Below are 25,374 nucleotides of genomic sequence, written 5' to 3'. Positions count from 1 at the left end.
AATCGTGACGTCACCACGCATGCCTGCACCGGGAGCGGATAACTTTTCCTTAATGAAATCCTGTCGCCGCCTGCCATTCTTTGAGGATGACCGGCATTTTCAGCCTTTAAGCTTCCAGCCTGACCGCAGTACGAGAAATACCACCGCTGCCAGCACCGCATCGAGCAGACCGACGCCCAGTGCGCTGTGCAGCACGGCCATGTTCGTATCGCCGATGTCGCTCTGGCCAAGGAAGCCGAAGCGGAAGCCTGAGATCACGTAGAAGAATGGATTAACGCGACTGATCGCCTGGAACGCGGGCGCAAGGTTGTCGATCACGTAGAACGTACCCGACAGCAGCGAGAGCGGCGCGATGACGAAGTTGGTGACGGCCGCGTTGTGGTCGAACTTCTCCGCCCATACCGAGGAGAGCAGACCCAGCAGCGCCAGGAAGGCCGAACCGGCAAGGCCGAACCACACCACCGCCCAGGGGTGCGCCATCGACAGGTCGACGCCCGGCCACAGCAGCATCGCCAGCGTCAGGGCAAGGCCCACCAGCACTGCGCGGGTGACGGCGGCGCCGATCATGGCCACCATCAGTTCGGCCTCGGTCAGCGGCGGCATGAGGTAATCGACGATCGTGCCCTGCACCTTGCCCGCGAGGAACGAGAAGCTGGAATTGGCGAAGGCGTTCTGCATCATGCCCATGACGATCAGCCCCGGCGCCACGAAGGTCGCGAAGTTGACGCCCAGCACCTGACGGTCGCCTCGGCCCAGCGCCACGGTGAATATCACCAGGAACAGCATGGTGGTGATCGCGGGCGCCCAGATCGTCTGGGTCTGGACCTTGAAGAAGCGCCTGACCTCCTTCATATAGAGCGTCTTGAGCCCCTCCCAGTTCACCTGATGGATCAGGGGTTCTCCCTTTGCCGGAAAACGGCGAGTCGCATTGCCGTTGGTGCCGTCGGGGTTCAGGATCCCGGAGGTGCCGGGCAGCTCAGTCGAATGGGGTTGATCGGCCATGCACCGGCGACTATCGGCTGAAGCCTTTCGAGGCAAGCGGCGCCTGGAAATCGGGGGCGATTCTCTCGCCTCCCATGAAGTGATGGAACTGGAATGAGCTGGACTGACGAGCGGATCGAGAAGCTGACCAAGATGTGGGAGGGCGGTTCCACCGCCAGCCAGATCGCGGACGAACTCGGCGGCGTCAGCCGCAATGCGGTGATCGGCAAGGCGCACCGCCTTGGCCTCAAGGCGCGCCCTTCCCCGGTGAAGGCGAACGAGAAGCCCGCGCGCCCCGCGCCCGCTCCGAAGAAGCCCAAGCCGGTCGATACCGCGCCTCCGTTCGCCACAAACGCAGCGGAACCGGCCCCCGCTCCGCGCGTGGAGCCTCCTGTCGAGCGCGCTGCCGCACCCGCACCGCAGCCGCCGGTCCAGCGCGCCGAGCCGGCGCCCACTGCTTCGGCCGCCGATGCAGCGCCGGCCGCGCCCCCGCAGCCGCGCATCGTCTCGGTCGGCCCCGGCGGCTTCCTGCGCCAGGGCCCCGGTGATCAGCAGCAGCCGATCCCGCCCGCGCCGCCGCGTCGCCTCGTGCCCGCGAAGCCGAGCCCGGAAATCGCCGACAAGACCAGCCTGCTCGACCTCAGCGACCGTATCTGCCGCTGGCCGATGGGCCACCCCGGCGAGCCGGACTTCCATTTCTGCGGCGACAAGGTGAACCCCGGATTCCCCTACTGCGTCGAGCACTGCGGCCGCGCCTATCAGGCCCAGCTGCCGCGCGGTGCCCGCCGCGCGCCGCCGCCACTGCCGTTCGGCGGCCCACGGGTCCGCTAAGGCCATGAAATCGGGGATGAAGCTCCAGGCAGCGCTCGCTCTTGTCGCGGCGCCGCTGGCGTTATCCCCGACCAGTGCGCAGGATGCCGCGCCGGTCGCACCGGCTGCGGCACCCGCAGCGGCTCCTGCTCCGGTCCCGACGGAGTACGTCTATGTCGCGCTGACGGTGCCGCAGGGTGTCATCACCCTCGCACTCGACAAGACCCACGCGCCGCTGACGACCGCCAATTTCCTCAAGTACGTCGATACGAAGAAGATGGACGGCGCCGTGTTCTACCGCGCCATGCATCTCGATCACGACCCTGAACAGGGCCTGCTGCAAGGCGGCGTGCGCAACGGCGCCAACCTGCTTCCTCCGGTCGCGCATGAGCCCAACAGCAAGACCGGGATCAAGCATGTCACCGGCACGATCTCGATGGCCCGCTTCGCGCCCGGTTCTGCTCAGGCCGACTTCCTGATCCTGCTCTCCGACATGCCCTCGCTCGATGCCGATCCGGGCAACGACGGCAAGGACCCCGGCGCGGGCTTCGCCGCCTTCGGCCATGTCGCAGCGGGCATGGACGTGGTGAAGACGCTCTGGAACCTGCCGCGCTCGCCCACCAAGGGCGAAGGCGTGATGAAAGGCCAGATCCTTGCGCAGGACGTGAAGATCATCACCGCCCGCCGGACCAAGGCACCTGCCCCATAACTTGCCGGGTCAGCCCGGCGCCTTCTCCCTGAGCAACGGGACCAGGACGGTATTGAGGGAATCGAGGTCGAGCGCGCCTGCCTGCGCGTATCGCAGCTTGCCCGCACGATCGATGACGAAGTTGGTGGGCACACCTTTCATCGGGCCGTAGCCGCCGGTGATCTTGCGCGCGGAATCGATGCGCAAGGCCTTGAAAAGCCCTCTGAGCTTGGCGATCGGCACGGAATCTTCGGTCGTGATCGCGAAGACTCTCATGCCGTGCTTGCGCTGCTCGGAATAGTAGGCGTCCAGCGTCGGCAACTCGGTGCGGCACGGACCGCACCATGTCGCCCAGAAATTGAGCACCACGACTTGTCCCCGCAACTGCGACAGCGTCACCTTGCCGCCGTCCACAAGCGTCAGTTCGAAATCGGGCGCGGCCTGTCCGACTATCGGCTTGCCCTTGGCCTGCGCGACCGGCGCCGTCAGTGCGCCCGCTGCCAATGCGGCCACCGTCAGTGCCAGCGCGGCGATCGTCGCCCGCAATCCATTCTTCCTCATGCTTGCCCCCCACGTGCCGTCCCGGCAGCGGAAGCCTAACCGTCGGGGCTAAACGCATCAAGGCAGGATCAGCGGGCACCGCCTCTCACCCCTGCGCAGCGTCAGCACCCTGGCCTGTTGCGGCCAACTCTCGTTCGAGCAGCCTTGCTGCCGAGAGTTTGGCCCCACGCGGCCAGCGGTCCCAGCCTTCGCTGGGATGACGGGGATTTGAACGCCGCCCCGCCAGATGCCCATACGAAAAAGGGCCGCGCTTTCGCGCGACCCTCTTCCTGTTTCCTTGCGGACGATCTGCCGATCAGTCTTCCTTCAGGAAGGCCGGCATGTGGTTGGGGTTGCCACCCTCGCCACCGCCGTCACGGCGCGGACCACGGGGACCGCGATCGCTACCGCGACCACCGCCGTCACGGCGCGGGCCACGACGGTCACCGCCGCGATCGCCGCGCGGGCCACGGTCGCCGCCTTCACGCGGTTCGCGGGGCGGACGGGTGTCTTCCAGCTCGGCGCCGGTTTCCTGGTCGACGACGCGCATCGACAGGCGAACCTTGCCGCGCTGGTCGATCTCGAGGACCTTGACGAAGACTTCCTGGCCTTCCTTGACGACGTCGGTGGGCTTTTCCACGCGCTCGTTCTTCATTTCGGAGACGTGGACGAGACCGTCCTTGCCGCCCATGAAGTTCACGAAGGCGCCGAAGTCGACGATGTTGACGACCTTACCCTGGTAGATCTTGCCGACTTCGGCTTCCTCGACGATGCCGAGAATCCACTTCTTCGCGGCCTCGATCTGCGCGATGTCCGAGGACGAAATCTTGATCACGCCTTCGTCGTCGATGTCGACCTTGGCGCCGGTCTCGGCGACGATCTCGCGGATGACCTTGCCGCCGGTGCCGATGACGTCACGGATCTTCGACTTGTCGATCTGGATCGTCTCGATGCGCGGGGCGTGCGCCGACAGTTCGGTGCGCGACGAGCCGAGGGCCTTGGTCATTTCACCGAGGATGTGCGCGCGGCCGGCCTTGGCCTGCTCCAGAGCCTTGGCCATGATTTCGCGCGTGATGCCCGCGATCTTGATGTCCATCTGCATCGTGGTGATGCCGGCTTCGGTGCCCGCGACCTTGAAGTCCATGTCGCCGAGGTGATCTTCGTCACCCAGGATGTCGGACAGGACGGCGAAGTCCTTGCCTTCGAGGATCAGGCCCATGGCGATGCCCGAGACCGGGCGGGCCAGCGGCACGCCGGCGTCCATCATCGACAGCGAACCGCCGCAGACGGTAGCCATCGAGGACGAACCGTTCGACTCGGTGATGTCCGAGAGAACGCGGATCGTGTAGGGGAAGTCTTCCTTCGAAGGCAGCACGGGGTGCAGCGCGCGCCATGCCAGCTTGCCGTGGCCGACTTCGCGGCGGCCCGGGGCGCCGAAGCGACCCACTTCGCCGACCGAGTAGGGCGGGAAGTTGTAGTGCAGCATGAACGACGAGTACGACAGGCCTTCGAGGCCGTCGATCATCTGCTCGGCGTCCTTGGTGCCCAGCGTGGTGGTGCAGATCGACTGCGTTTCACCGCGGGTGAACAGTGCCGAACCGTGGGTACGCGGCAGGAAGCCGACGATCGCCTCGATCGGGCGGACCTGCTCCAGCGTGCGGCCGTCGATGCGCTTGCCGTCCTTGAGGATGGCGCCGCGCACGATTTCCGCTTCCAGCTTCTTCATGGTCTTGATCGCGACCATCTGCAGCTGCGGAGTTTCGCCCGAGAACGCTTCCTTCGCCTTGGCGCGCGCGAGGTTGAGCGCGTTCGAGCGGGCCGACTTGTCGGTCAGCTTGTAGGCGGCGGTGACGTCCTTGCCGACGGCCTTCTTGAGCTTCGCCTTGATGTCGGCGGTGTTGTCCGACAGGTCGATGTCCCAGGGGTCCTTGGCAGCCACTTCGGCCAGGTCGATGATGAGGTTCACGACCTTCTTGATCTCGTCATGCGCGAACACGACGGCACCCAGCATCTCTTCCTCGGTCAGCTCCTTGGCTTCCGATTCCACCATCATCACGGCATCGCCGGTGGCGGCGACGACGAGATCGAGGCGGCCGTCGGTGAGAGCAGCGGTCTGCTTCGGGTTCAGCGTGTATTCGCCGTCGACGAAGCCGACGCGCGCGGCGCCGATCGGGCCCATGAAGGGCACGCCCGAGATGGTCAGCGCGGCCGAAGCGGCGATCATCGCGACGATGTCGGCCTCGGTTTCGCCGTCATAGCTCTGAACCTGGGCGATGACGTTGATTTCGTTGTAGAAGCCCTCGGGGAAGAGGGGACGGACCGGACGGTCGATCAGGCGGCTGGTCAGCGTTTCCTTTTCGGTCGCGCCGCGCTCACGCTTGAAGAAGCCGCCGGGGATGCGGCCTGCTGCCGAATACTTTTCCTGGTAGTGGACGGTCAGCGGGAAGAAGTCCTGGCCTTCCTTCACCGACTTGGCGGCGGTCACCGCGCAGAGCACCACGGTTTCACCGTAGGTTGCGAGGACGGCGCCGTCGGCCTGACGGGCGATGCGGCCGGTTTCGAGGGTGAGGGTCTTGCCGCCCCACTCCATGCTTACGGTCTTTACGTCGAACATTTTCGATTTCCTTGACCCGCGCGGCCCTATTGCCATGCGGGGCTTACTGCCGGGGATACCGTCCCGGTCCGGTGCGGGGCTTTTTCGTCGCCCCTGGGCTTCCTGCCGAATTGCAGCGATGCCCGGAATTTGGTTCCCCCGTCATCCCAGCGAAAGCTGGGATCGGTGGCTGTCTTTAGACGCGCCCTTTCAGGGAAGCGCCCTGCCGACAGTTCGTGCGGCCCGGCCAGCGGTCCCAGCTTTCGCTGGGATGACGGGCGGCTGGCACATACCACATCGTATATGACAAATGCAAAACGGCCCGCCGAAGCGGGCCGTAGCTTGATCTTACTTGCGCAGACCGAGCTTCTGGATGAGGGCGTTGTAGCGCGCCACGTCCTTCTTCTTCAGATAGTCCAGCAGCGAGCGGCGCTTGTTGACCATGGCCAGCAGACCGCGACGCGAGTGGTTATCCTTGTGGTGAGCCTTGAAGTGCTCGGTCAGATTGCGGATGCGCTCGGTAAGGATCGCAACCTGGACTTCCGGGCTGCCCGTGTCGCCAGCGACGCGAGCGTTGTCCGTGATGATGTCCTGCTTCTTTTCAGCGGTAACCGACATTTCATTTACTCCGCGACATCGGATAGATTGAACCCCCGAACGACGCGGACCTCGCGGTCCGTAAGCTGTACCAGAGCGATGGGGACGGTGCCCTCGTACGCGCAGTATAGCCCGTCTTCATGGGGCATTCCGGTGAGAACGCGGCCCTGCCGGACCGCCCTTGCCTGCTCCGGGTCGAGGTTCAGGGCCGGGATGTCGTCCAGCCCCGCCTCCAGCGGCAAGAGTATCTGCTCAAGAGGCGCGCCCTTACCGAATTCGTTCAATTTGTCCAGCGAAATCGCGTGAGACAGATCGAACGGCCCGGCTTTAGTCCGGCGCAGCATGGTGACCGTGCCGCAGCTTCCCAGCGCCAGCGCGATGTCGCGCGCGAGGCTGCGGATGTAAGTGCCCTTGGAGACCGTGGCCAGCAGTGTCGCGCCCGCTTCCGGATCGAAATCCGTCACCTTCAGGTCGAACACGGTCACGCTGCGCGTCTTGAGCTGCACGTCCACCCCGGCGCGCGCCAGATCGTAGGCCCGCTCGCCATCGACCTTGAGCGCCGAGTAGGCTGGCGGCACCTGCTCGATTCCGCCGGTGAAGCGGGGCAGCACCGCCTCCACTTCGGCGCGCGACGGCCGCACGTCGCTGGTGGCGATCACCGCGCCTTCGAGGTCGAGCGTGTCGGTCTGCTCGCCGAACTTCACGGTGAACGCATAGGCCTTGGTGGCATCGAGCATCCGGCCCGCCAGCTTGGTCGCTTCGCCCAGCGCGACCGGGAGGATGCCCGTCGCCAGCGGGTCGAGCGTGCCGCCGTGGCCGACCTTGACCTTCTTGCCGTACCCGGCCTCGCGCAAGTTGCGCTTCACCGCCGCCACGCCTTGCGTCGAGCCAAGGCCCAGCGGCTTGTCGAGAATGATCCATCCGTGGGGCATCATGCTTCCTTGGGCCAGGCGAGCTTGCGGGCGTGGTCGGCGATCGGGGTCGGCCATAGCACGCACAGGGCGTCGAAATTCTCCCGGTCCCCCGAATAGAGTGCGCGGATCGCCTCTTCGTAGCCCGGACGGTCACCCGCCATGACGGTGAGGAAACGGCAGGCGGCATCCATGCATTCACGTTCGCTACGGCCCGCACGCATGGCGCTCTCGACCAGCTTACGCAGCGTGGTGGATGCCCCGCCCGGCTGCGCGGCCAGCCATTCCCAGTGCCGCGGCAGCAGGGTGACCTCCCGCGCCTCCACGCCCAGCGAGGGACGCCCGCGCGGACGCGGCGCGGCGGGCTCGGCAAGGTCGAGATCGACCTGCCTGCCGGTATCATCGTCGAACGCGAGCAGATCGCTGCTGCGGGCAAGCGGACCGAGATCGCGGAGCGCCTGAGTGAAGTCCCCCGGCTGGCCCCGCGCGATCACGTCCTCCTTGTAGAATACGGTGACAGCCATAAGCACTTCCTTTCGGGAAGCGCCCCTACATTAACCCGGATAAAATTGTCAATATATCCGGGTTAAAATAACCGTCAGTTCTTCGCGTGCTTCGCCGGCGGCCCATCCACCCGATCGAACGAGGCGAAGGCGTAACGCTGCCCGCCCACCACGATCGCGCCGAACTTGTCGAGGGTGCCGCCGGGACCGGACTCAATGCCGATATGCTCGGCGAACGGCAGATCCGTGGCCACGCCCATCAGCGTGGCGCGATACCAGTGGCGATGCTGGTCCTGAAAGTAGACGGCGCTATCGCCATCTGCCCTCCAGTTATCGACGCCGCCCGCATTGGCGAACGGGATCGAGGCTGCGGGCTTGTCCGGCGTGGCCTGTGCGGCGACCGGAGTGACGGCTAGCAGGGTGAGCGGCAGCAGCCAGGCTCTTATCTTCATCGACCTGTCCTTTCGAACCCTTCCGGTCGATGAGATCGGCATTCTGCCGCGTCCCTGCAAGGCGCCGGCAAGCGACGGGGACACTTTGTTACAACGTGGCACGACAGCCCCGACTACCGCCCCAACGCCTCGCTGAAATGGCGGCGGCAGAGCGCGACGTAGCGATCATTTCCGCCGATCTCGGTCTGCGCGCCCTCGCTGACGGCCCGGCCACCGTCATCCACGCGCAGATTCATCGAGGCCTTGCGTCCGCAGTGGCAGACCGCCTTCAGCTCCACCAGCGAGTCCGCGATCCCCAGCAGGATCGCCGCGCCGGGAAACAGGTCGCCGCGAAAATCGGTGCGCAGGCCGTAGCACAGCACCGGAATTCCCGCCTTGTCGGCGATGTCCGCGCATTGCCAGGCCTGCGCGCGCGTGAGAAACTGCGCCTCGTCGACCAGCACGCAGGACAGCGGCTCTACCGCATGGGCCGCCTGGACCCGGTCGAGCAGATCCGTCTGCGGACCAAAGCGATGCGCCGAGGCGTGCAGGCCGATGCGACTCTCGATCGCGTGGTCGGTGCCCATCCCGGCGCTGCGATCGTCGATCGCGGCAGTCCACAGCATCGTCTTCATGCCGCGTTCGCGGTAGTTGAAGTCCGCCTGCAGCAGCGTCGTGGATTTGCCGGCGTTCATGCTGGCGTAGTAGAAATAGAGCTTGGCCATCGGTTGCTGGGGATAACACCGCCCCGAATGCGGCGCACGGTCTTTCCCGGGCTTCTCCCCGGCTCAATTGCCCTTAACAATCAGGGGCGAAATCCTAGGGGAGAACCGGATGAGGCCGAGGTCATGAAGAAGCCGGGCGCATGAAGAAACTGATCGCCGCGCTGGCGGCCTTTGCGCTGCCCGCGCTCCTTGCCGTCTGGCTGGCGCTGGCGCCGCTGGGCGGCCAATACGCCTCGCTGGACCCGCTCGCCGAACGCATCCTCGTGGTGCAGGGACGCAATGCGGCCGTCTTCGCGCTGCTGATGGCGGGCCTCGGCCTTGCCGTGCTCGCCGCTCTCGCGGTTCGGGGCAAGCCGGCGGAGCGACTGACCTATCAGCCGCAAGTCGCGCCCCGGGACTTCGGCCGCCGTCGCCGCAAGCTCACCGCGGAGCCGCAGTCCGACGACGAGATGGTGGAGGAGAGCCCGGACGCGGACACCGCGCTGTTCGAGCAGCCGGCGCCGGAGGCGCTTGCGGACGAGCCCGAAGCGCCGCCCCTGCCCCCGCAGCCGACCGTGGCCGCCGCGCCTGTCGTCCTCGTGCGCAAGCAGCGCGAACGACGGCGCGACTGGTTCGGCGACGCCAGCTGGCTGGGCGGCCTGCCGCGCCTCGGTCCTTCGCAATGGCCTCGCGACGAAGCGGGGACGCCGCTGCCGTTCGCCGCGCAGATCGACTTGTCCGAACTCGCCGCCGCTCGCCCCGACATGCCGCTGCCTCGCAGTGGTTCGCTGGCGTTCTTCCTGGGTTCCGGCGCGGTCATCGCCGTGCCGGAGGGCATCCACGACTTCACCGAGCCGCCCTCCGACCTGCCGCCCGCCTATGACGAAGGCGGCCTGCCTTTCCCGACCCGCCACACGCGCCTGACCCGCTGGTTCTTCCCGTTCTGGCCGGTCACCCCGGTGGCGCTTGACCCGCCCGGCCCGCAGAGCGATGCCGCCCTCGGCGTCCGGCTCGGCGCCGCACTGCGCGACCACCCCTTCTATGCGGCCGGCGTCGGCGCCCCGGTGGAAGCACTGTGGTGGCATGCGGTGATCCACTTGTCGGACCGCCTGCACGAAGCGCTGGACGAAGCTCCGCGCCTCCTCTCCCGCCGCCGCGACGAGATGACCCGCCAGAACGCGGAAATCGCCCGCCTGCGCACAGACTCGGCCGCGATCCCCTATGCCCTGGAGGATGCGCAGGAGATCGCCGAACAGATTGAGGGCGAATACGCGCTGCTCCAGGAGCAATGCGCCGCGCTGCCCGAGATGGTCGCCGCGCTCGACCAGTTCGTTGCGGGCCGAGAACCGATGAAGCGCCTGACTGCGGACGAACTCGCGGTCGTCGGCGACATTCTCGCCGAACTCCACGAGCGCTACGACGAGGCCGTGCAGTCCCACCTGCCCGGCACTCTTGCTGATCTTGCGACGATCTCGCTGCGCACGATGGTATCCGGCCCGCCCGAAATCCTCGCCGCCGTGCCCGACGCCGTGCTGACGCGGATCAACCGCGAATACCGGCTGGCGCCCGTCCACCAGCACCGCATGCTCGACGCCGAGGAGGACGGGCATGAAATGCTGCTGCTCCAGCTCGGCTACGACGACATGATGGAATGGGCCTGGGAGGAAACCGGCGCCTGGCGCTTCCGCATCGGGGCGCAGGCGCTCCTGACCGGAGACTGGCGCGCGGCGACACTGGTATTCGAGGCGGACTGACCCAGCGCGCCGGTCAGGCCCGTACTTCCGCCAGCAGGATTTCCGCCAGGGCTTCCGGCCGCGTGTTCATGACCTGATGCCCGGCGTCGATGCGATGCAGGCGACGGGCATGAAGACGGTCGGCAAAACGCTCCTGCCATGATGCTGGCAAGGCCATGTCACGCAAGGCCACGACATAGCTGGACGGGATCGCCCGCAGGTGCTCGTAGCGCCAGTCGGCATGGCGGTAGGCACTTGCCGGCCATCGGTCCCGGCCCAGCCGTGCGAGGAAGGCAGCGGCATCGTGCTCGTCCATGTCGTTGCAGAACATCGTCGCGTAGCGCTCAGCCTCGGTGCCCGCCGGATAACCGACTTCCTCGACGCTGGAACCGCGCGGCCCCTGCCCCATCTGGTCAAGCGTCGTCAGGCCCGGCAAGGGGGCCGAACAAGTGACATACACCAGCTTGTCTATGAGGCCTGCAGGTGCGAGCTGCGCCATGTGGGGGATCGTCATGCCCGCCTGCGAATGACCGATCAGCATGACATCGTGCAGCCCGGAACGGGCGATGTCCTCGATCAGTTCGCGCGTCGTGTCGGCGAAGCCGTAAGCGGCCGTATCGACGCCGCGCTTCGCTCCGCACCCCGGCGCATCGAGTGCCAGGCAGCGCACGGCATGATCGGACTGGCGCGCGATCGCCGCGATCGTCTCATGCCAGACCCAGCCACCCTGCCCGCCGCCATGGAGGAAAACCATGTCGCGCATACCCGCTCTCCCGTTCGCTTCGCGCGATCAGGGTAACGGGTCGAAAGCCGGCAGGAAGGGCAGCGCCGCGGTGATCGTCCGGGCGCTGCGAAAGGTCAGCCTTCGAGGTCGCGCTTCACGCGCGGGTCGTTGAGCAGGGCATCGATGCGGCTCGCTTCATCGAACGTTTCGTCGGAGCGAAATTGGATCTTGGCCGCGAACTTGAGCTTGAGACGCTGGGCGACCTCACGCTGGAAGAACGCGGTATTGGTGCGCAGCGCCTTGAGCACTGCTTCCTCGTCCTCGCCCAGCAGCGGCTTCACGTAGACGCTGGCCTGCCTCAGATCGGGCGTCATGCGCACTTCGGTGACGGAAACGGTATGCGCGCTCAGCGTGTCGTCGTGGACCTGCTGGCGCGTGAGAATCTCGGAAATGACGTGGCGCACCTGCTCGCCGACCTTGAGAAGGCGGACGGAGTGCTGTTCGGGAGTGGTCTGGTGTTTTGCCATCTGTTGCGTCCATGTGGGCCGGGCGCGACAATTTGCAACAAACTGTTACGCCTCCTGACCCGGGCCTTGGCGTTATCGCGGATGACACGTGCCGTCAAAGGAGTAGCACCATGAAAAAGTTCACCGCCGCCCTGCTCAGCGCCGCGCTGCTGGTCCCCAGCATCGCCGCCGCCCCCGCAATGGCGCAGCCCGCGCACCACGATAACCGCGACGATCGCGGCCCGCGCAAGACGGTCGTGACCCAGAAGACGACCTACAAGACCTTCCGCAAGGGCCAGAAATTCGACCGTCGCTATGCGCGCAACTATCAGGTCGTCGATTATCGCAAATACCGTAACGTGAAGGCTCCGCCGCGCGGCTACCACTATGTCCGCTCGGGCAACGACATGCTGCTCGTAGGCATCACCAGCGGCATCGTCGCTTCGGTGCTGGCCGGCCAGTTCCGCTGAGACTGACCACGGCGTAAAGGGGCGGGTCGTTCGCGCGGCCCGCCCCTTATTCATACCATCTTGGATGCGATGCGCGCCAGCGAGCGGACGTTGCGCGCAGTGCCCCGGCAGCCGAGGCGCCGCTCGATGAAGGCATTGCTCAGCCTGGACTGACCCACGCCGTCGACGTAATCGATGTAGAGACAGCGCGGCCCCATCGCGATCTTCTCCGGCCCCCGCGTGGCATGGTCCCCCACCAGCTTGTCGAATGCCGTCTTGTCTGCGTCGCGTTCGAGGAACAGGGTGTGCACCTGATGATCCTGCCCGATACCGGTAAACGGATTGTCCTCTACCGCTGAACGCACTTCCTGCGCATTGCGCACGGCCGCAAAGGTGTTCATGTCAAAGCGGTCCAGCATCATGTGCGCGAACAGCTCCTCCAGCCCTTCGGTCGGCCGCTCATCGAAATCGAACAGGACGTTGCCGCTGGCGACGACTGTCTCGACGTTCTCGAACTCTTTACGCTCGAAGGCGTAGCGCAAGTCCGCCATGGTCAGGCGATTGCCGCCTACGTTGATCGAAGCGAAGAAGGCGCAGTAGCGGGTCATCTTGAAAAGCTCTTCTCGTGCAGGTATGGTGCTCGGACCACTGTTGAGGTTTTCACATAGCAACCTCCGACCGATCGCTCCAGTGATCGGACCGGTGCCTTTCGGAGGCTGGTGCTCGTTACACCAGCCTCCTCACCGGCTACTTGCGGCTCAGTTCGATGAGCTTAACCACAAGTTGCAGCAGCGCGACCAGAAAGGTCGCGGAGCCGACTACCAGAAATACCACAGTTTCAATTTTCACATGCATCACCTGCCTCTCAGCCGCAGTTGCGGCTGGATAGGCATAAGCGCGCCTGCATGACCGGCACGGTTAAATCCCTGAAACAGGAAACGGCCACCGCCGGGTTTCCCCGACGATGGCCGCTTGCCGTTAGCGTTGATGTAAGGCCGGGCCTCAGCCCACCGTGCGTTCGCGGTGGCTGATCTCGAAGACTTCGAGGTGGTCGCCCGGCTTGATGTCGTTGGTGTCGGCCAGCACCACGCCGCATTCCAGACCTGCGCGCACTTCGTCGACGTCGTCCTTGAAGCGGCGCAGCGAGGCGATCGTCGTGGCCGAAACGATGACGTCGTTGCGGGTGAGACGCGCGGCCAGACCCTTGCGGATGTAGCCTTCGAGCACCAGCAGACCGGCGGCCTTGTCGCGCTTGCCGGCCGGGAAGACCTGCTTGACCTCGGCGCGGCCGACGACGGTTTCGATGCGCTCCGGCCCCCAGATGCCCGCCATCTGCTTGGCGACCTCGGCGGTCAGTTCGTAGATGACGTCGTAGTACATCATCGGCGTCTTGGTACGCTCGACCAGTTCGCGGGCCTTGGCGTTCGGACGGACGTTGAAGCCGACGATCGGCGCGCCGCTGGCCGCTGCCAGCGAAACGTCGGTCTCGGTGATCGCGCCGACGCCCGAGTTCAGGATGCGAACCTTGATCTCGTCGTTCGAGAGGGCGTGGAGCGCGGCGTTGATCGCCTCGACCGAACCCTGCACGTCCGCCTTGATGACCACCGGATACTCGATGACCTTCTGCTTGTCGGCCAGGGCCGAGAACATCGTGTCGAGGCTGGCAGGCGCCATCGCGGTGCGCTTGGCGGTCGCCTGCTCCTGACGCCAGGCCGAAACCTCGCGGGCGCGGCTCTCGCTCTCGACCACGGTGAGCATGTCACCGGCCATCGGCACGCCGCCGATGCCGAGGACTTCCACCGGCATCGCAGGCGGAGCGACCTTGAGCTGACGGCCCTTGTCGTCGAGCATGGCGCGCACGCGGCCGCTCTCGGTGCCGACGACGAGGATGTCGCCGACCTTGAGCGTACCACGGTTGACCAGCACCGTCGCGAGCGGACCCTTGCCCTTGTCGAGCTTGGCTTCGATCACGGTGGCTTCGGCCATGCGGTCCGGATTGGCCTTCAGTTCCATCAGTTCGGCCTGAAGCAGGATCTTCTCGATCAGTTCGTCCAGACCCTTGCCGGTCTTGGCCGAGACTTCGACGTCCTGCACGTCACCCGACATTTCCTCGACCACGATCGAGTGTTCGAGCAGACGCTCGCGCACCTTCTGCGGGTTGGCTTCGGGCTTGTCGCACTTGTTGATCGCAACGATCATCGGCACGCCGGCAGCCTTGGTGTGATTGATGGCCTCGACCGTCTGCGGCATGATGCCGTCGTCGGCCGCAACCACCAGCACCACGATGTCCGTGACGTTGGCACCGCGCATACGCATCTGCGTGAAGGCGGCGTGGCCCGGGGTGTCGAGGAAGGTGACGAAGTCGCCGCCCTTTGTCTTGATCTGGTAGGCGCCCGTGTGCTGCGTGATGCCGCCCGCCTCGCCGCGCACGACGTCGGTGCCGCGCAGCGCGTCGAGCAGCGAGGTCTTGCCGTGGTCGACGTGGCCCATGATCGTGACGACCGGCGGACGCGCCTTGAGCGTATCCTCGGGATCGACGTCGACAGTGTGGTCGATGTCGATGTCGCTTTCCGACACGCGCTGGACGTTGTGGCCGAATTCCTCGACCAGCAGCTCCGCCGTATCCTGGTCGATCGTCTGGTTGACGGTGACCATCATGCCCATCTTGAACATCGACTTGACGAGGTCCGCGGCCTTCTCGGCCATGCGGTTCGCCAGTTCGGCAACGGTGATCGCTTCCGGCACGATGACGTCGCGAACCTGCTTTTCACGCGGCTGCGCACGGCCCGAGTAGCTGGAACGACGCTCCTTCTCACGCGCACGCTTCAGCGCGGCGAGCGAGCGGGCGCGGGCGCCCTCATCGTCGTTGAGCGCGCGGTTGACGGTCAGCTTGCCGGCCTGGCGACGATCGCCGCCCTTGGCGTTGCGGTCGTTCTGCGAGCTTGCCGCCGGGCGGGCCGGGGTCGCCGGACCCTTCTTGGCGCCGAGCGGAGCACGGGCAGCAGTGCCGCCGGTCCCACCGCCGACGTTGCCGCCGGGAGCGGACGATGCGGCAGGCGCGGTCGGCTCGGGACGACGCGGTTCGGGGCGCTGCACCGGGGTAAAGCGGCGCGCGGCGGGAACCGGGGTCGCAGCAGGTGCCGGAGCTGCAGCAGGTGCGGCAGCCTTGGCGACCGGAGCCGCTGCGGGTGCTTCCGCTGCGGGAGTGGGCGCTGCGGGAGCGGGCGCTGCGGTAGCAGGCGTCGCGACCGGGGCCTCGACGGCTGCCGGAGCTGCGGCGGGCACCGCAGGGGCAGGTGCGGGTTCAGGCGCCGCGACGGGCTCGGGAGCCTTTGCCGCTTCCGCCTGAGCGACGGCTGCAGCCGCCGCTTCCTCCTCGGCGCGGCGGTTGGCTTCGGCGCGCTGCTTTTCTTCGTCGATGGCGCGCTGACGCTGCTCCTGCTCGCGGCGAGTCGCCTCTTCGAGCATCTGCATGCGGGCTTCTTCAGCCTCGCGCTGGAGGCGGGCGACGCGCTCCTGCGGGGTTTCGTTCGAGGGCGCAGGGCGGCGGACGGGCGGCGGCGGCGCTGCAGGGCGCGGAGCGGCAGCCTGCGGAGCAGGCGCCGGAGCGGCGGCAGGAGCCGGAATCGCTTCGCCTTCGGGCTTGCCGCCCGGCACCAGCTTGCGGCGCTTCACCTCGACCACCACCTTGTTGGTGCGGCCGTGGCTGAAGGTCTGCTTGACCTCACCCGCTTCCACCGAGCGCTTAATGCCAAGCGGCTTGCGGCCCAGGGTCGGTTTGTTGTCGGTCTCGCTCATATTTCTCGTCTTCGCCCTTCGCTCAATTCGTCGTGACGGAGGCGGCCGGAGCCGCTCCGTTCTTCTCATCCATGCCGGTCTTGCCGTCGTCGTCCCCGTTCGAGGCTCCCCGGCTGATGACCTGCCCTTGGAAATGCAGGAGGCGCTTTAGCAGCGTATCGACTCGGTCAGCCGCTCCGCGATCGTTCAGCGCCAGGTGAACGACGTTGTCGCGGCCCAATGCCACAGACAACGTGTCCCGGTCCAGAGGCAAGGTGACGCCTCGTAAACCAGTTCCTTCCGCCTCGCTCCCGACCCGCCAGGCCTGGTCGAGCTTGCGCGATCCGTCTTCACGCGCATCGGCGGCATGGGCAAGCCATTCGACCCGGCCCTCACGCGCGTTCTGCGCGATGCGGTCCGAGCCCATGAGCAGCCTGCCCGATTTCAGTTCGAGGCCCAGCCGGTCGGTCAGCGCGCGGGACAGCGCAGCCTCGATCCGGTCGGGCAGATCTTCAGGTATGGTGATGGGCGCACCTTTATAGGCGCGCGCCAGCGCTCCCTTAAGTTTGTTCTTCGACACCGCGATTTCAAGGTCTGCGCGAGAAACGCCGATCCACGCGCCGCGCCCCGGGGCACGCGCGTGGACGTCGGGAAGGACCAATCCGTCCGGCGAGATCGCCAGACGGATGAAGTCTTCACGGGCAGCCTTCTCGCCAGAGAGGATGCAGGTCCTCTCAGGCGAATTGCCGTCGATGTCGGAGCTTACGCGATCATTGCGAGGAATCCGCATCGGCGGCCTCCTCAGCTTGCGGCTCGTCTTCGAACCAGTGGGCGCGGGCGGCCATGATGATCTCGTTGCCCTGCTCTTCGGTCAGGCCATACTCGCCGAGCACGCCGCCCTTGTCCTCATCGCGGGCCGAGCGCTTGTTCACAGAACCGTCGCGGCGACGCTGTTCGGTGCGCTTCTTGGCGATGAGTTCGTCGGTCGCGAGGTCAGCAAGGTCGTCGAGCGTCTTGATGCCGCCCTTGCCCAGCACGACCAGCATGGCTTCGGTGAGGTGCGGCAGTTCGGCCAGCGCATCCTCGACGCCCAGCGCACGGCGGGCTTCGCGGTTGGCTTCCTCGCGGCGATCGAGCGCTTCCTGCGCACGGTTCTGCAGTTCTTCGGCCAGCTCTTCGTCGAAGCCTTCGATGTTCGCCAGTTCGGCGGCATCGATGTAGGCGACTTCTTCCAGCTCGCTGAAGCCTTCGGCGACCAGCAACTGCGAGAGCGTCTCGTCGACGTCCAGCTCTTCCTCGAACATCTTCGAGCGCTCGACGAATTCCTTCTGGCGCTTCTCCGAGGATTCCGCCTCGGTCATGATGTCGATCTGCGAGCCGGTCAGCTGCGAGGCCAGACGCACGTTCTGGCCACGACGACCGATCGCGAGGCTGAGCTGATCGTCAGGCACCACGACTTCGATGCGGCTTTCTTCCTCGTCGATGACGACGCGGCTGACGGTCGCGGGCTGCAGCGCGTTGACCACGAACGTCGCGGTGTCCTCGCTCCAGGGGATGATGTCGATCTTCTCGCCCTGCATTTCCTGCACGACGGCCTGGACGCGGCTGCCCTTCATGCCGACGCAGGCGCCGACCGGATCGATCGAGCTGTCGTGGCTGATGACGCCGATCTTGGCGCGCGATCCCGGATCGCGGGCAGCAGCCTTGATCTCGATGACGCCGTCGTAGATTTCGGGCACTTCCTGCGCAAACAGGCGCTTCATGAAGTCCGGGTGGGCACGGCTGAGGAAGATCTGCGGGCCGCGGTTCTGGCGCTCCACGCGCAGGACCAGAGCACGCACGCGCTCGCCGACGCGGGCGGCTTCGCGGGGGATCTGCTGGTCGCGGCGGATCACGCCCTCGGCGCGGCCGAGGTTGACGATCACGTGGCCGAATTCGACCGACTTGATGACGCCGGTGATGACTTCGCCCGCGCGGTCCTTGAACTCTTCGTACTGACGGTCACGCTCGGCGTCGCGGACCTTCTGGAAGATCACCTGCTTGGCCGACTGCGCGTCGATGCGGCCGAGGTCCACCGGGGGCAGCGGGTCGACGATGAAGTCGCCCAGCGCGGCGCCCTTCTGCAGCTTCTGGGCCTGCGCCAGATCGACCTGCTTGAAGTAGTCGTCGACATGCTCGACCACTTCGACGACGCGCCACAGGCGCAGGTCGCCGGTGCGCGGATCGAGCTTCGCGCGGATGTCGTTCTCGGCGCCGTAACGGTTGCGGGCCGACTTCTGGATGGCTTCTTCCATCGCCTCGATGACGATCGACTTGTCGATCATCTTCTCCGAAGCAACGGAGTTCGCGATCGCGAGCAGCTCGGCGCGGTTGGCGGAAATCGCACTGGCCATGGCTTAGTCTTCCTGTTCCTCAAGAATATCGTCCGCACCGCTGGTATCCTGCGGGCGGCTTGCTGCGATGAGCCTGTCGGTAAGGATGAGCCTTGCCGATTGAACGTCCAAAAGCGGGAAGGACACCTGGCCGGACTTCTTGTCCTCCAGCGTGACCACTTCGCTTCCCGTCTCGCCGGCGATGCCCACGAGGTCGCCGTGCAGGCCCTTGCGGTTGCCTTCGACGGGATTGATGAGATTGATCTTCGCCTCGTGACCCGCCCAGTTGGCGTAGTCCTTGGGGCGGGTGAGCGGACGGTCGATGCCCGGCGAGCTGACTTCGAGGCGATAGGCCTCTTCGATCAGCGTCTCGCCCGCTTCCTCCAGCGCGTCCATGCGATCGGAGATGCGGTGCGAGAGCGTCGCGCAATCGTCGAGCACGAGCTGGCCGGTCTTCGGATCCTCGGCCATGATCTGCAGCGCGATCTCGTCGTCACCGACTTCGCTCTTGCCGAAAATGCGCACGCGCACGAGATCGAATCCCAGGGCTTTGACCTCCGGCTCGATGACTTCGGTAAGGCGTGCGATATCGACCAATCCTGGCTCCATTCCGTGTTCGTTTGCCGCAAGATGAGCAACGCGGTTTCGTGCCGGCCCCTACCGGCGCCAGCCCGTTCGTTGTTTCACCAATTACGGGATGACGGCCAGATAGGCGCGATTCCTGAAAAAAGCAAGGGGGCTGCTAAATCACACACTCGCCTTGCGGATTTGCATCGTAATCCCGCCAACGCGCTTGCTAATGCAACGAAGTCGCATTAGCGGATTCGACAGAGAGGCAATCCGGGCTCGCAACGCCAATGGGCACGCGCCCTCCTTCGGAAGCAGCCCGCTTCCCGAGCAGGGGTCGAACACAAGTGATACGCCGTCTTTCGCCGTCTTTCGGGCAGGTCCTCGCACGCTCGGTTAGCGCCATTCCGCTGATGTTTGCCGCATCGCCCGGTATCGCGGCACCCGCCCTCGCCGACGAGGCCGCTACGGCGGATGACGCCGAAGCCGGCGAGAACATCGTCGTCACCGCCCGCGCACAGAAGCTCTACCGCGTGACCGAGACCGAAATCGGCAAGATCGCCGCCGATCCGCTCGACGTGCCGCAGTCGGTCCAGGTCATCAACTCGGAGATGATCGAGGATCAGGGCGCACGCGACATCCGCGACCTCTACCGCAACGTCCCGGGGGTCAGCGCCGACAACTACGCCACCGTCACGTATCGCGGCTTCAGCCAGGACGTGACGTATTACGACGGGCTGCGCGGCGACCCGTTCCAGACCTTTTCGGTGCCGCAATTGTTCACCATCGAGCGCGTCGAATTCCTGAAAGGTCCGGCGGGCATGCTCTACGGCTCAGGCTCGCCGGGCGGGACGATCAACTATGTGACGAAAAAACCGGGCGATGCGTTCGGCGGCAACGTGCGCGTGATCGGCGGCGGGCGCAATCGCTACGGTGCCTCGGCCGACGTGACCGGCCCCCTCGACGCGGACGGCACCCTGACCGGCCGCGCAGGACTGTTCTACGAGGACATGGACAGCTACCGCGACCATGCCAGCAGCCGGACCTTCGTCGGGGACGCCGGGCTGGGCGTGAAGCTGGCGCCGGACACGAAGCTCGTCGTCCAGCTGACCGACTACGACCAGAACCTGCCGGGCAACAGGCTCAGGGGCATCCCGATCGACGCCGACGGCAACTTCTATGCGAAGCGCAGCTGGAACCACAACGACCCGGACGACTACATCCGCTACAACGGCCTCGTCACCCAGGCCCGCCTCGACAGCCGTCTGTCGGATGCGCTCTCGTTCAATGCCGCCGCACGCTGGTTCCAGTACGACGAAGAGCAGAAATATCACGAACCCGTCGCCCTGCGCGACACCGACGGCGACGGCGTCTATGACACCATCACCCGTGAATATCGCGACCAGCACCGCAAGGTGGAGGGCCTCTCGTTCGGCGCCAACCTCGTCGGCAAGTTCGACACCGGGCCGATCAGCCACACCGTCCTGTTCGGCGGCGACTGGTATCGCGAGGATTCGAGCGGCACCAACTACGCCACCCGCAACGTGCCCACCCGCTCGCTGATCGATCCCGATTACACCACCGACAGCCGCCCCGACCTTTCAGGCGTGACGCCGTCCTACTCGGACGCGCGGGCGCTGCGCCGGGGCGTCTACCTGCAGGAACAGATGGGAGTTGGCGAGCACGTCATCCTCGTCGGCGGCCTGCGCCGAGACTGGTTCGACGACGCGGACCATATCGAGGGCGAGACCGCCAGCAGCGCCGCAACCACCTGGCGCGCGGGTGCCATCTACAAGCCGCGCAAGGACGTGTCGCTCTACGTCAGCTGGTCAGAGGCGTTCGAGCCGCAGGCCGTCTCCGACCAGTCGCCGCTCGCAGGTGGTCCCTTCGCGCCCGAAACCGGCAGCCAGTGGGAAGCCGGCATCAAGACCGACCTGATGGACGGGCGTATCCAGACCACGCTTGCGGCCTATCGCATCGTGCGCCGCAACGTCCTGCAGGTCGACGACAATCTCGAACCGGTGAACGGCGTCGACCAGCTCGCCCCGATCGGCGAAGTCACCAGCAAGGGCATCGAGGCGACGCTGACCGCCGACATCACAAGGGACTGGCTGGTTTCGGCCAACTACGCCTACAACGACACCCGCGTGACCGGCTCGGTCGAGGGGCAGTCGGTGGACCGCTCGGTCGGCGGACGCTTCCCCAATGCGCCGCAGAACAAGGCCGGGTTCTGGACCCGCTACCAGATCGCCGCGATCGACACCGCGTTTTCCTTCGGCGGGCAGTACGTCTCGTCGCAGATCGACCGCAGCGGCGACAGGTTGAAGCCCTTCACCGTGTTCGACGCGACGATCTCGCACGATTTCGGGATCTTCGACGCGAAATTCCGTATCGAGAACATCTTCGACAAGTTCTACGCGGTCTCCGGCTTCACCGGCCCCAAAGGCGCCTACATCGGCAATGCGCGCAGCTGGTTCGTGGAACTGCGGCGCAAATTCTGACAATCGACGATGGGGCAGGCTTGCTGATCGCGCCATTCTACCGCGCGATGCTGACCGCCTCGCCGGCTTCACCTTGCGCAGCTGCCCCCCGCCGCTGATGCAGCCCGTGCTTCTTGAGGCAGTGGCGCAACTGGTCGTAAGTCAGGCCCAGTTGCGCCGCCACCTTGCGCTGGTTCCAGCGAAGGCGCTCAAGCGCCGACAGGAGAAGGCCGCGTTCGTGCGCTTCCACCGCCTCTCGCAAGGAGGCCGGGAGTTCGACGGTGCCTTCCGGCCCTGCAACACAAGGCGGCAGCGGCACTGGCCCCACCTGCGCGATTTCCCGCAAACCCCATGCGCTGACGAAAGGATCGAACACCACTTCGCCGATAGGCGTGCCCTCATCCCCCCAGCGGTAGACCGCGCGCTCCACCACGTTGCGCAGTTCACGCACGTTGCCGGGCCATTCATGAGCCTCCAGCGCCTCCATCGCGCCGTCTGAAAAGCCGGGGAAGCGATCCCACTCCAGCTCGCTCGCCATGCGGCGGCCGTAGTAGTCGGCCAGTTCCGCCACATCCCCTTCCCGCGCGCGCAGGGGCGGCAGGGTGATGACCTCGAAGCTCAGGCGGTCGAGCAGGTCTGCACGGAAGGTGCCCTCTGCGGCCATGCGCGGCAAATCGGCATTGGTGGCCGCGACGATGCGCACGTCCACCGTGACGGGCCGCGACGAGCCGATGCGCACGACCTCGCCATATTCGATCGCGCGCAGCAGGCGCTCCTGCGCCGCCATCGACAGGTTTCCGAGTTCGTCGAGGAACAGGGTGCCCCTGTCCGCCTCCTCGAAGCGCCCTGCCCGCGCCCGCGTGGCGCCGGTGAAGGCGCCCGCCTCGTGCCCGAACAGTTCCGCCTCGATCAGCGTTTCGGGCAGCGCCGCGCAGTTCAATGTCACCAGCGGCTCGCCCCAGCGCGGCGAGAGGTGGTGCAGGCGCTGGGCGATCAGTTCCTTGCCCGTACCCCGCTCACCGATGACCAGCACCGGTCGACGCACGGCCGCAGCGCGACTGGCCCGCTCCACCGCGTCGAGAAAGGCGGAGGACTGTCCGATGAAGTGAGTGTCGCGCTCCATTCCTGAAATTTAGCGAAATTTCCTATTCATTGGCAATTCATTTTCCGCACACTTTCGCACGGAAGTGCAAGACCCACGCAAATCCGCCATTCCCACTGTTTGGCACGGGGATTGCTATTAGCGATGCAAGACCAAGTTCAGGACCAGAGGACACTTCACATGCTCCCGATCACAGCTTCAGGCATGGACAATACCGAAAGCCAGGGACGCTCCATCACCCCGCGTTCCACGCTGGCGCGCACCAAGCTCGACTGGGCGATCATCGTCAGCATGCTGGCGATGGGCGCGCTCAACCTCGTCGCTCTCGCCGACAAGGTCGCGGTGCCCGAGGCCCACGCCTCGTCGATGCATTCGTGCGGAGCACCGCTCGCATGAGCAGGCTCGACGCGGAGATCGAAGTGCTCCAGAATCCGACCTCGCCCACCAATCGCGCCTACCGCTTCGATGCCGGGGCAACCCGCAGCTTCACAGGCAGCAGCTTTACTACAGGAACCACCGCCATGGGCATCTTCTCCCGCACTCGCGACATCATCGCCGCCAATTTCAACGACCTGCTCGACAAGGCGGAAGACCCGGCCAAGATGATCCGCCTGATCATCCTGGAAATGGAGGAGACGCTGGTCGAGGTGCGCACCAGTTCGGCCCGCACGATCGCGGACCAGAAGGAATTGCGCCGCCACGTCGGCAAGCTGGAGAAGCTGCAGGCCGACTGGGCCGACAAGGCGCAGCTGGCGCTCTCGAAGGACCGCGAAGACCTTGCCCGCGCCGCTCTGCTGGAGCGCAAGAAGGCTGCCGACATGGGCGAGCAGCTCTCGGCCGAGATCCTCGTGCTCGACGACGCCCTGCGCGCCTACGAGGCCGACATCGAGAAACTGCAGACCCGCCTGCGCGAGGCCCGCAGCCGCCAGTCGTCCATCACGGCGCGCTTGCAGAGCGCGGAAAACAGGGTCAAGCTGCGCACCTTGCTGGCGAATGAGCGCGTGGACGAAGCCATGGCCCGGTTCGACCAGCTGGAGCGCCGCGTCGACTACGCGGAAGGCCGCGCCGAAGCGATGAGCCTCTCCGATCGCCGCCAGCCGACGCTCGCCGAGGAAATCGCGGCACTGGCCGATGGCGACTCGATCGACGCGGAACTCGCGGAGATGAAGCGCCAGATGTCGGACAAGCAGTAAGACATTCGAGGGAAGGGAAAACAGGCAATGTCTCGCGGACAATTCTATCTCGACAAGTCGAACGCCAAGATCTCGGGCGTGTGCTCAGGGATTGCGGATTACACCGGCGTCGATGCGCTGTGGATCCGGCTGGGCGCCGTGCTGCTGCTGTTCGCCGGGTTCCCGATCGTGATCGCGATCTACTTCGGCGTGGCCTGGCTGGCCGACAGCCGCCCGATGGGCCTCTATTCGGAGGACGAGGAAATGCGCCTGCTGCGCCGCATGGAACGCCGCCGCGCCCGCAAGGGTATGGGCCGGGGACTGACGGCAACGCCTTCATCCAGCCGCCTGCGCACCGACCTGTCCGACATGGACCGCCGGATCGCGGACATGGAAGCGCACTATTCCAACAGCAACTCGCGCCTCGCCGCCGAGATCGACTCGCTGCGCTGACGCGACCTTTCGGGCAACAGGGACAAGACTATGGACACGGGAACTCTGGCGCTGCTGATCCCGCTCGCGCCGTTCATCATGGGCGGCCTTGCGATCTGGACCAAGCACCAGCGCAAGATGGCCGAACTGCAGATCGAGGCGACCGCCGAAAAGGCCGCGCAATACGCCTCGCACAGCCGCGAACTGGAAGAGCGCGTGCGGGTGCTGGAACGCATCATCACCGACGGCGGCTACGACACCGCGCTCCAGATCGAGGCGCTGCGCGACACCCGCTCGGTCGAGGCGGCACGCAGCCCCGAACCCAAGATCAACTGAGGAGACGCGCGATGCAGTGGGGTGGACCGGACTTCGTCCTCGTCATCGTCGGCATCTGTGCCGGCGGCTGGGTGCTCAACAACTGGATTCGCGCGCGCCACGGCTATGCGCTGGAAGACGAGTGGGGCGGCAAGACCGAGCGCGCGGATCACGCTGCAACCACGCACTTGGCAGAGGAGAACGCCCGGCTGCGCGCCCGGCTGGAAGCGCTGGAAGGCCGCACCGCCACGATCGAGGCCATCGTCACCGACAGCGCCTATGCCACCGCCGCGCAGATCGAAAGCCTGCGCGCCCCCCGCGAGAGGGACGCCGCCTGATGAGCTTCGGTGAATTCATGGGGCTTGCCGCCCTGCTCATCGCCATTGTTTCGGTGTTCGGCATACTCGGCGAGATGTACAAGCGCCGCCTCGCCTTCCTCGAGCGCAAGCTGGAGATCACCGTGGGGGCCACGGCGGAAAAGGCCGCGCAGTACGCCGCGCACAACACCGAACTGGAAAACCGCGTGCGCGTCCTTGAAAGGATCGCTACGGAAAGCCACCATGACCGCGACATCGCCCTTCAGATCGAAGCGCTGCGCGACCAGCAGCGGCCGGAGGTGACCAAGCAATGAGTTTCTGGACTGCCGTAGTCGTTCTTTTCGCCATCGGTTGCGTCACCTGGCTCAAGTCCCAGCGCTACCGCGCGCTGGGCGAGAAGCGGGACCGCCAGACCGGCGATTACGACCACACCGCGCGCGAACACGAACTGGAGCGCGAGGTCGATGCCATGCGCAAGCGCATCGCCGTCCTCGAACGCATCGCCACCGACGAACGGCGAGGCAAGGACCTCGCCCGTGAGATCGACGCCCTGCGGGATTGACAATTTTATCCAAATAGGTTATATGACCCAGCATCCAATCCGGCGATGATCACGCCGGAAAGGTGTATCGGGTCGGCGTCGTGGGCCGGGATGCGGTTTCAGCCGCAG

The 25,374-nt window shown here is 65.9% G+C and carries 28 protein-coding genes; 12 read left to right on the top strand and 16 right to left on the bottom strand.

Annotated features, from left to right (window positions below):
- Positions 1–99 precede the first annotated feature (99 nt).
- Entirely contained in the window at positions 100–1,002 is a 903-nt protein-coding gene (locus ACODRZ_RS10065) for an ABC transporter permease (protein ID WP_488968925.1), read from the bottom strand.
- 93 nt (positions 1,003–1,095) lie between these two features.
- Between ACODRZ_RS10065 and ACODRZ_RS10060 the strand changes: the two genes are divergently transcribed.
- Both ACODRZ_RS10060 and ACODRZ_RS10055 read left to right on the top strand, forming a co-directional pair.
- Positions 1,096–1,812 (top strand): GcrA family cell cycle regulator, encoded by a 717-nt coding sequence (locus ACODRZ_RS10060; protein ID WP_488968924.1) that lies wholly within the window; start codon positions 1,096–1,098, stop codon positions 1,810–1,812.
- A 16-nt stretch (positions 1,813–1,828) separates the two neighbouring features.
- Entirely contained in the window at positions 1,829–2,500 is a 672-nt protein-coding gene (locus tag ACODRZ_RS10055; RefSeq protein WP_488968923.1) for a peptidylprolyl isomerase, read from the top strand.
- A gap of 9 nt (positions 2,501–2,509) precedes the next feature.
- On the opposite strand, the gene ACODRZ_RS10050 is transcribed toward ACODRZ_RS10055, so the two are convergent.
- The 7 genes from ACODRZ_RS10050 to ACODRZ_RS10020 form a co-directional block, all read right to left on the bottom strand.
- Positions 2,510–3,040 (bottom strand): TlpA family protein disulfide reductase, encoded by a 531-nt coding sequence (locus tag ACODRZ_RS10050; RefSeq protein ID WP_488968922.1) that lies wholly within the window; start codon positions 3,038–3,040, stop codon positions 2,510–2,512.
- A 295-nt stretch (positions 3,041–3,335) separates the two neighbouring features.
- Positions 3,336–5,633 carry a polyribonucleotide nucleotidyltransferase gene (gene pnp / locus ACODRZ_RS10045; protein WP_488968921.1) on the bottom strand — a complete coding sequence of 766 codons (2,298 nt, stop codon included), beginning with the start codon at positions 5,631–5,633 and terminating at the stop codon, positions 3,336–3,338.
- A gap of 327 nt (positions 5,634–5,960) precedes the next feature.
- Positions 5,961–6,230, bottom strand: a complete 270-nt coding sequence (gene rpsO, locus ACODRZ_RS10040; RefSeq protein ID WP_488968920.1) for a 30S ribosomal protein S15 — start codon at positions 6,228–6,230, stop codon at positions 5,961–5,963.
- A 5-nt stretch (positions 6,231–6,235) separates the two neighbouring features.
- Complete coding sequence (gene truB, locus ACODRZ_RS10035) at positions 6,236–7,141, bottom strand: tRNA pseudouridine(55) synthase TruB (protein WP_488968919.1); 906 nt, start codon at positions 7,139–7,141, stop codon at positions 6,236–6,238.
- A complete protein-coding gene (locus tag ACODRZ_RS10030) occupies positions 7,141–7,644 on the bottom strand; it encodes a DUF2239 family protein (RefSeq protein ID WP_488968918.1) in 504 nt (167 codons plus the stop codon). The genes truB and ACODRZ_RS10030 overlap by 1 nt, the downstream gene beginning before the upstream one ends.
- Positions 7,645–7,718: 74 nt before the next feature.
- Positions 7,719–8,075: a DUF6491 family protein gene (locus ACODRZ_RS10025; protein ID WP_488968917.1), complete on the bottom strand. Its 357-nt coding sequence runs from the start codon at positions 8,073–8,075 to the stop codon at positions 7,719–7,721.
- A 113-nt stretch (positions 8,076–8,188) separates the two neighbouring features.
- Positions 8,189–8,779 carry a thymidine kinase gene (locus ACODRZ_RS10020; protein WP_488968916.1) on the bottom strand — a complete coding sequence of 197 codons (591 nt, stop codon included), beginning with the start codon at positions 8,777–8,779 and terminating at the stop codon, positions 8,189–8,191.
- 140 nt (positions 8,780–8,919) lie between these two features.
- On the opposite strand from ACODRZ_RS10020, the gene ACODRZ_RS10015 reads away from it, so the two are divergent.
- A complete protein-coding gene (locus ACODRZ_RS10015) occupies positions 8,920–10,512 on the top strand; it encodes a DUF1963 domain-containing protein (protein WP_488968915.1) in 1,593 nt (530 codons plus the stop codon).
- A gap of 13 nt (positions 10,513–10,525) precedes the next feature.
- Here ACODRZ_RS10015 and ACODRZ_RS10010 read toward each other — a convergent pair whose 3' ends face one another.
- Both ACODRZ_RS10010 and rbfA read right to left on the bottom strand, forming a co-directional pair.
- Positions 10,526–11,254 (bottom strand): alpha/beta fold hydrolase, encoded by a 729-nt coding sequence (locus ACODRZ_RS10010; protein WP_488968914.1) that lies wholly within the window; start codon positions 11,252–11,254, stop codon positions 10,526–10,528.
- Between the two features lie 95 nt (positions 11,255–11,349).
- Complete coding sequence (gene rbfA, locus ACODRZ_RS10005; protein WP_488968913.1) at positions 11,350–11,742, bottom strand: 30S ribosome-binding factor RbfA; 393 nt, start codon at positions 11,740–11,742, stop codon at positions 11,350–11,352.
- A 110-nt stretch (positions 11,743–11,852) separates the two neighbouring features.
- Here rbfA and ACODRZ_RS10000 point away from each other — a divergent pair, with 110 nt between their 5' ends.
- Positions 11,853–12,191: an RcnB family protein gene (locus tag ACODRZ_RS10000; RefSeq protein ID WP_488968912.1), complete on the top strand. Its 339-nt coding sequence runs from the start codon at positions 11,853–11,855 to the stop codon at positions 12,189–12,191.
- A gap of 50 nt (positions 12,192–12,241) precedes the next feature.
- Here the strand turns inward: ACODRZ_RS10000 and ACODRZ_RS09995 are convergent, their stop codons facing one another.
- From ACODRZ_RS09995 to rimP, 5 genes are all read right to left on the bottom strand, one after another.
- Positions 12,242–12,778, bottom strand: a complete 537-nt coding sequence (locus tag ACODRZ_RS09995; protein ID WP_488968911.1) for a DUF1697 domain-containing protein — start codon at positions 12,776–12,778, stop codon at positions 12,242–12,244.
- A 394-nt stretch (positions 12,779–13,172) separates the two neighbouring features.
- A complete protein-coding gene (gene infB / locus ACODRZ_RS09990; RefSeq protein WP_488968910.1) occupies positions 13,173–15,968 on the bottom strand; it encodes a translation initiation factor IF-2 in 2,796 nt (931 codons plus the stop codon).
- Between the two features lie 22 nt (positions 15,969–15,990).
- Entirely contained in the window at positions 15,991–16,737 is a 747-nt protein-coding gene (locus ACODRZ_RS09985) for a DUF448 domain-containing protein (protein WP_488968909.1), read from the bottom strand.
- Positions 16,718–18,340 carry a transcription termination factor NusA gene (gene nusA, locus ACODRZ_RS09980; protein ID WP_488968908.1) on the bottom strand — a complete coding sequence of 541 codons (1,623 nt, stop codon included), beginning with the start codon at positions 18,338–18,340 and terminating at the stop codon, positions 16,718–16,720. Before nusA ends, ACODRZ_RS09985 begins: the two co-directional genes overlap by 20 nt.
- Before the next feature lie 3 nt (positions 18,341–18,343).
- Positions 18,344–18,916 carry a ribosome maturation protein RimP gene (gene rimP / locus ACODRZ_RS09975; protein ID WP_488968907.1) on the bottom strand — a complete coding sequence of 191 codons (573 nt, stop codon included), beginning with the start codon at positions 18,914–18,916 and terminating at the stop codon, positions 18,344–18,346.
- A gap of 317 nt (positions 18,917–19,233) precedes the next feature.
- Between rimP and ACODRZ_RS09970 the strand changes: the two genes are divergently transcribed.
- A complete protein-coding gene (locus tag ACODRZ_RS09970; RefSeq protein WP_488968906.1) occupies positions 19,234–21,387 on the top strand; it encodes a TonB-dependent siderophore receptor in 2,154 nt (717 codons plus the stop codon).
- A 37-nt stretch (positions 21,388–21,424) separates the two neighbouring features.
- Here the strand turns inward: ACODRZ_RS09970 and pspF are convergent, their stop codons facing one another.
- Complete coding sequence (pspF, locus tag ACODRZ_RS09965; RefSeq protein WP_488968905.1) at positions 21,425–22,489, bottom strand: phage shock protein operon transcriptional activator; 1,065 nt, start codon at positions 22,487–22,489, stop codon at positions 21,425–21,427.
- Positions 22,490–22,648: 159 nt separating this feature from the next.
- Between pspF and ACODRZ_RS09960 the strand changes: the two genes are divergently transcribed.
- Genes ACODRZ_RS09960 through ACODRZ_RS09930 form a run of 7 tightly spaced genes read left to right on the top strand, consistent with a single transcriptional unit; the run spans position 22,649 to position 25,266 of the window.
- Positions 22,649–22,864, top strand: coding sequence for a hypothetical protein (locus tag ACODRZ_RS09960; protein ID WP_488968904.1), 216 nt, complete (start codon positions 22,649–22,651; stop codon positions 22,862–22,864).
- On the top strand, positions 22,861–23,661 hold the full coding sequence (gene pspA, locus ACODRZ_RS09955; protein WP_488968903.1) for a phage shock protein PspA: 801 nt from the start codon (positions 22,861–22,863) through the stop codon (positions 23,659–23,661). Before ACODRZ_RS09960 ends, pspA begins: the two co-directional genes overlap by 4 nt.
- A 27-nt stretch (positions 23,662–23,688) precedes the next feature.
- Positions 23,689–24,093, top strand: a complete 405-nt coding sequence (locus tag ACODRZ_RS09950; RefSeq protein ID WP_488968902.1) for a PspC domain-containing protein — start codon at positions 23,689–23,691, stop codon at positions 24,091–24,093.
- 30 nt (positions 24,094–24,123) lie between these two features.
- Positions 24,124–24,408 (top strand): hypothetical protein, encoded by a 285-nt coding sequence (locus ACODRZ_RS09945; protein ID WP_488968901.1) that lies wholly within the window; start codon positions 24,124–24,126, stop codon positions 24,406–24,408.
- An 11-nt stretch (positions 24,409–24,419) separates the two neighbouring features.
- The gene (locus ACODRZ_RS09940; RefSeq protein ID WP_488968900.1) at positions 24,420–24,725 is read left to right on the top strand and encodes a hypothetical protein; all 306 of its coding nucleotides are present in this window, start codon (positions 24,420–24,422) and stop codon (positions 24,723–24,725) included.
- A complete protein-coding gene (locus ACODRZ_RS09935) occupies positions 24,725–25,018 on the top strand; it encodes a hypothetical protein (RefSeq protein ID WP_488968899.1) in 294 nt (97 codons plus the stop codon). Before ACODRZ_RS09940 ends, ACODRZ_RS09935 begins: the two co-directional genes overlap by 1 nt.
- Complete coding sequence (locus tag ACODRZ_RS09930; RefSeq protein WP_488968898.1) at positions 25,015–25,266, top strand: hypothetical protein; 252 nt, start codon at positions 25,015–25,017, stop codon at positions 25,264–25,266. The genes ACODRZ_RS09935 and ACODRZ_RS09930 overlap by 4 nt, the downstream gene beginning before the upstream one ends.
- Positions 25,267–25,374 lie beyond the last annotated feature (108 nt).

This window comes from Novosphingobium sp. FG90, from assembly GCF_057808725.1.
The sequence above is the reverse complement of the archived record's forward strand: the minus strand, read 5'-3'. Positions and strand labels throughout refer to the sequence as shown.

What these genes read in the sequence shown, in the direction of transcription:
- rbfA (WP_488968913.1), bottom strand. Translation starts at nt 11,742, where the DNA reads ATGGCAAAACACCAGACCACTCCCGAACAGCACTCCGTCCGCCTTCTC.
- pspA (WP_488968903.1), top strand. Translation starts at nt 22,861, where the DNA reads ATGAGCAGGCTCGACGCGGAGATCGAAGTGCTCCAGAATCCGACCTCG.
- ACODRZ_RS09960 (WP_488968904.1), top strand. Translation starts at nt 22,649, where the DNA reads ATGCTCCCGATCACAGCTTCAGGCATGGACAATACCGAAAGCCAGGGA.
- ACODRZ_RS09930 (WP_488968898.1), top strand. Translation starts at nt 25,015, where the DNA reads ATGAGTTTCTGGACTGCCGTAGTCGTTCTTTTCGCCATCGGTTGCGTC.
- nusA (WP_488968908.1), bottom strand. Translation starts at nt 18,340, where the DNA reads ATGGCCAGTGCGATTTCCGCCAACCGCGCCGAGCTGCTCGCGATCGCG.
- pnp (WP_488968921.1), bottom strand. Translation starts at nt 5,633, where the DNA reads ATGTTCGACGTAAAGACCGTAAGCATGGAGTGGGGCGGCAAGACCCTC.
- infB (WP_488968910.1), bottom strand. Translation starts at nt 15,968, where the DNA reads ATGAGCGAGACCGACAACAAACCGACCCTGGGCCGCAAGCCGCTTGGC.
- rpsO (WP_488968920.1), bottom strand. Translation starts at nt 6,230, where the DNA reads ATGTCGGTTACCGCTGAAAAGAAGCAGGACATCATCACGGACAACGCT.
- ACODRZ_RS10015 (WP_488968915.1), top strand. Translation starts at nt 8,920, where the DNA reads ATGAAGAAACTGATCGCCGCGCTGGCGGCCTTTGCGCTGCCCGCGCTC.
- ACODRZ_RS10025 (WP_488968917.1), bottom strand. Translation starts at nt 8,075, where the DNA reads ATGAAGATAAGAGCCTGGCTGCTGCCGCTCACCCTGCTAGCCGTCACT.
- ACODRZ_RS10020 (WP_488968916.1), bottom strand. Translation starts at nt 8,779, where the DNA reads ATGGCCAAGCTCTATTTCTACTACGCCAGCATGAACGCCGGCAAATCC.
- ACODRZ_RS09995 (WP_488968911.1), bottom strand. Translation starts at nt 12,778, where the DNA reads ATGACCCGCTACTGCGCCTTCTTCGCTTCGATCAACGTAGGCGGCAAT.
- ACODRZ_RS10050 (WP_488968922.1), bottom strand. Translation starts at nt 3,040, where the DNA reads ATGAGGAAGAATGGATTGCGGGCGACGATCGCCGCGCTGGCACTGACG.
- truB (WP_488968919.1), bottom strand. Translation starts at nt 7,141, where the DNA reads ATGCCCCACGGATGGATCATTCTCGACAAGCCGCTGGGCCTTGGCTCG.
- ACODRZ_RS09940 (WP_488968900.1), top strand. Translation starts at nt 24,420, where the DNA reads ATGCAGTGGGGTGGACCGGACTTCGTCCTCGTCATCGTCGGCATCTGT.
- ACODRZ_RS09950 (WP_488968902.1), top strand. Translation starts at nt 23,689, where the DNA reads ATGTCTCGCGGACAATTCTATCTCGACAAGTCGAACGCCAAGATCTCG.
- ACODRZ_RS10030 (WP_488968918.1), bottom strand. Translation starts at nt 7,644, where the DNA reads ATGGCTGTCACCGTATTCTACAAGGAGGACGTGATCGCGCGGGGCCAG.
- ACODRZ_RS09935 (WP_488968899.1), top strand. Translation starts at nt 24,725, where the DNA reads ATGAGCTTCGGTGAATTCATGGGGCTTGCCGCCCTGCTCATCGCCATT.
- ACODRZ_RS10060 (WP_488968924.1), top strand. Translation starts at nt 1,096, where the DNA reads ATGAGCTGGACTGACGAGCGGATCGAGAAGCTGACCAAGATGTGGGAG.
- ACODRZ_RS10055 (WP_488968923.1), top strand. Translation starts at nt 1,829, where the DNA reads ATGAAGCTCCAGGCAGCGCTCGCTCTTGTCGCGGCGCCGCTGGCGTTA.
- ACODRZ_RS09985 (WP_488968909.1), bottom strand. Translation starts at nt 16,737, where the DNA reads ATGCGGATTCCTCGCAATGATCGCGTAAGCTCCGACATCGACGGCAAT.
- ACODRZ_RS09945 (WP_488968901.1), top strand. Translation starts at nt 24,124, where the DNA reads ATGGACACGGGAACTCTGGCGCTGCTGATCCCGCTCGCGCCGTTCATC.
- pspF (WP_488968905.1), bottom strand. Translation starts at nt 22,489, where the DNA reads ATGGAGCGCGACACTCACTTCATCGGACAGTCCTCCGCCTTTCTCGAC.
- ACODRZ_RS10000 (WP_488968912.1), top strand. Translation starts at nt 11,853, where the DNA reads ATGAAAAAGTTCACCGCCGCCCTGCTCAGCGCCGCGCTGCTGGTCCCC.
- ACODRZ_RS10065 (WP_488968925.1), bottom strand. Translation starts at nt 1,002, where the DNA reads ATGGCCGATCAACCCCATTCGACTGAGCTGCCCGGCACCTCCGGGATC.
- ACODRZ_RS10010 (WP_488968914.1), bottom strand. Translation starts at nt 11,254, where the DNA reads ATGCGCGACATGGTTTTCCTCCATGGCGGCGGGCAGGGTGGCTGGGTC.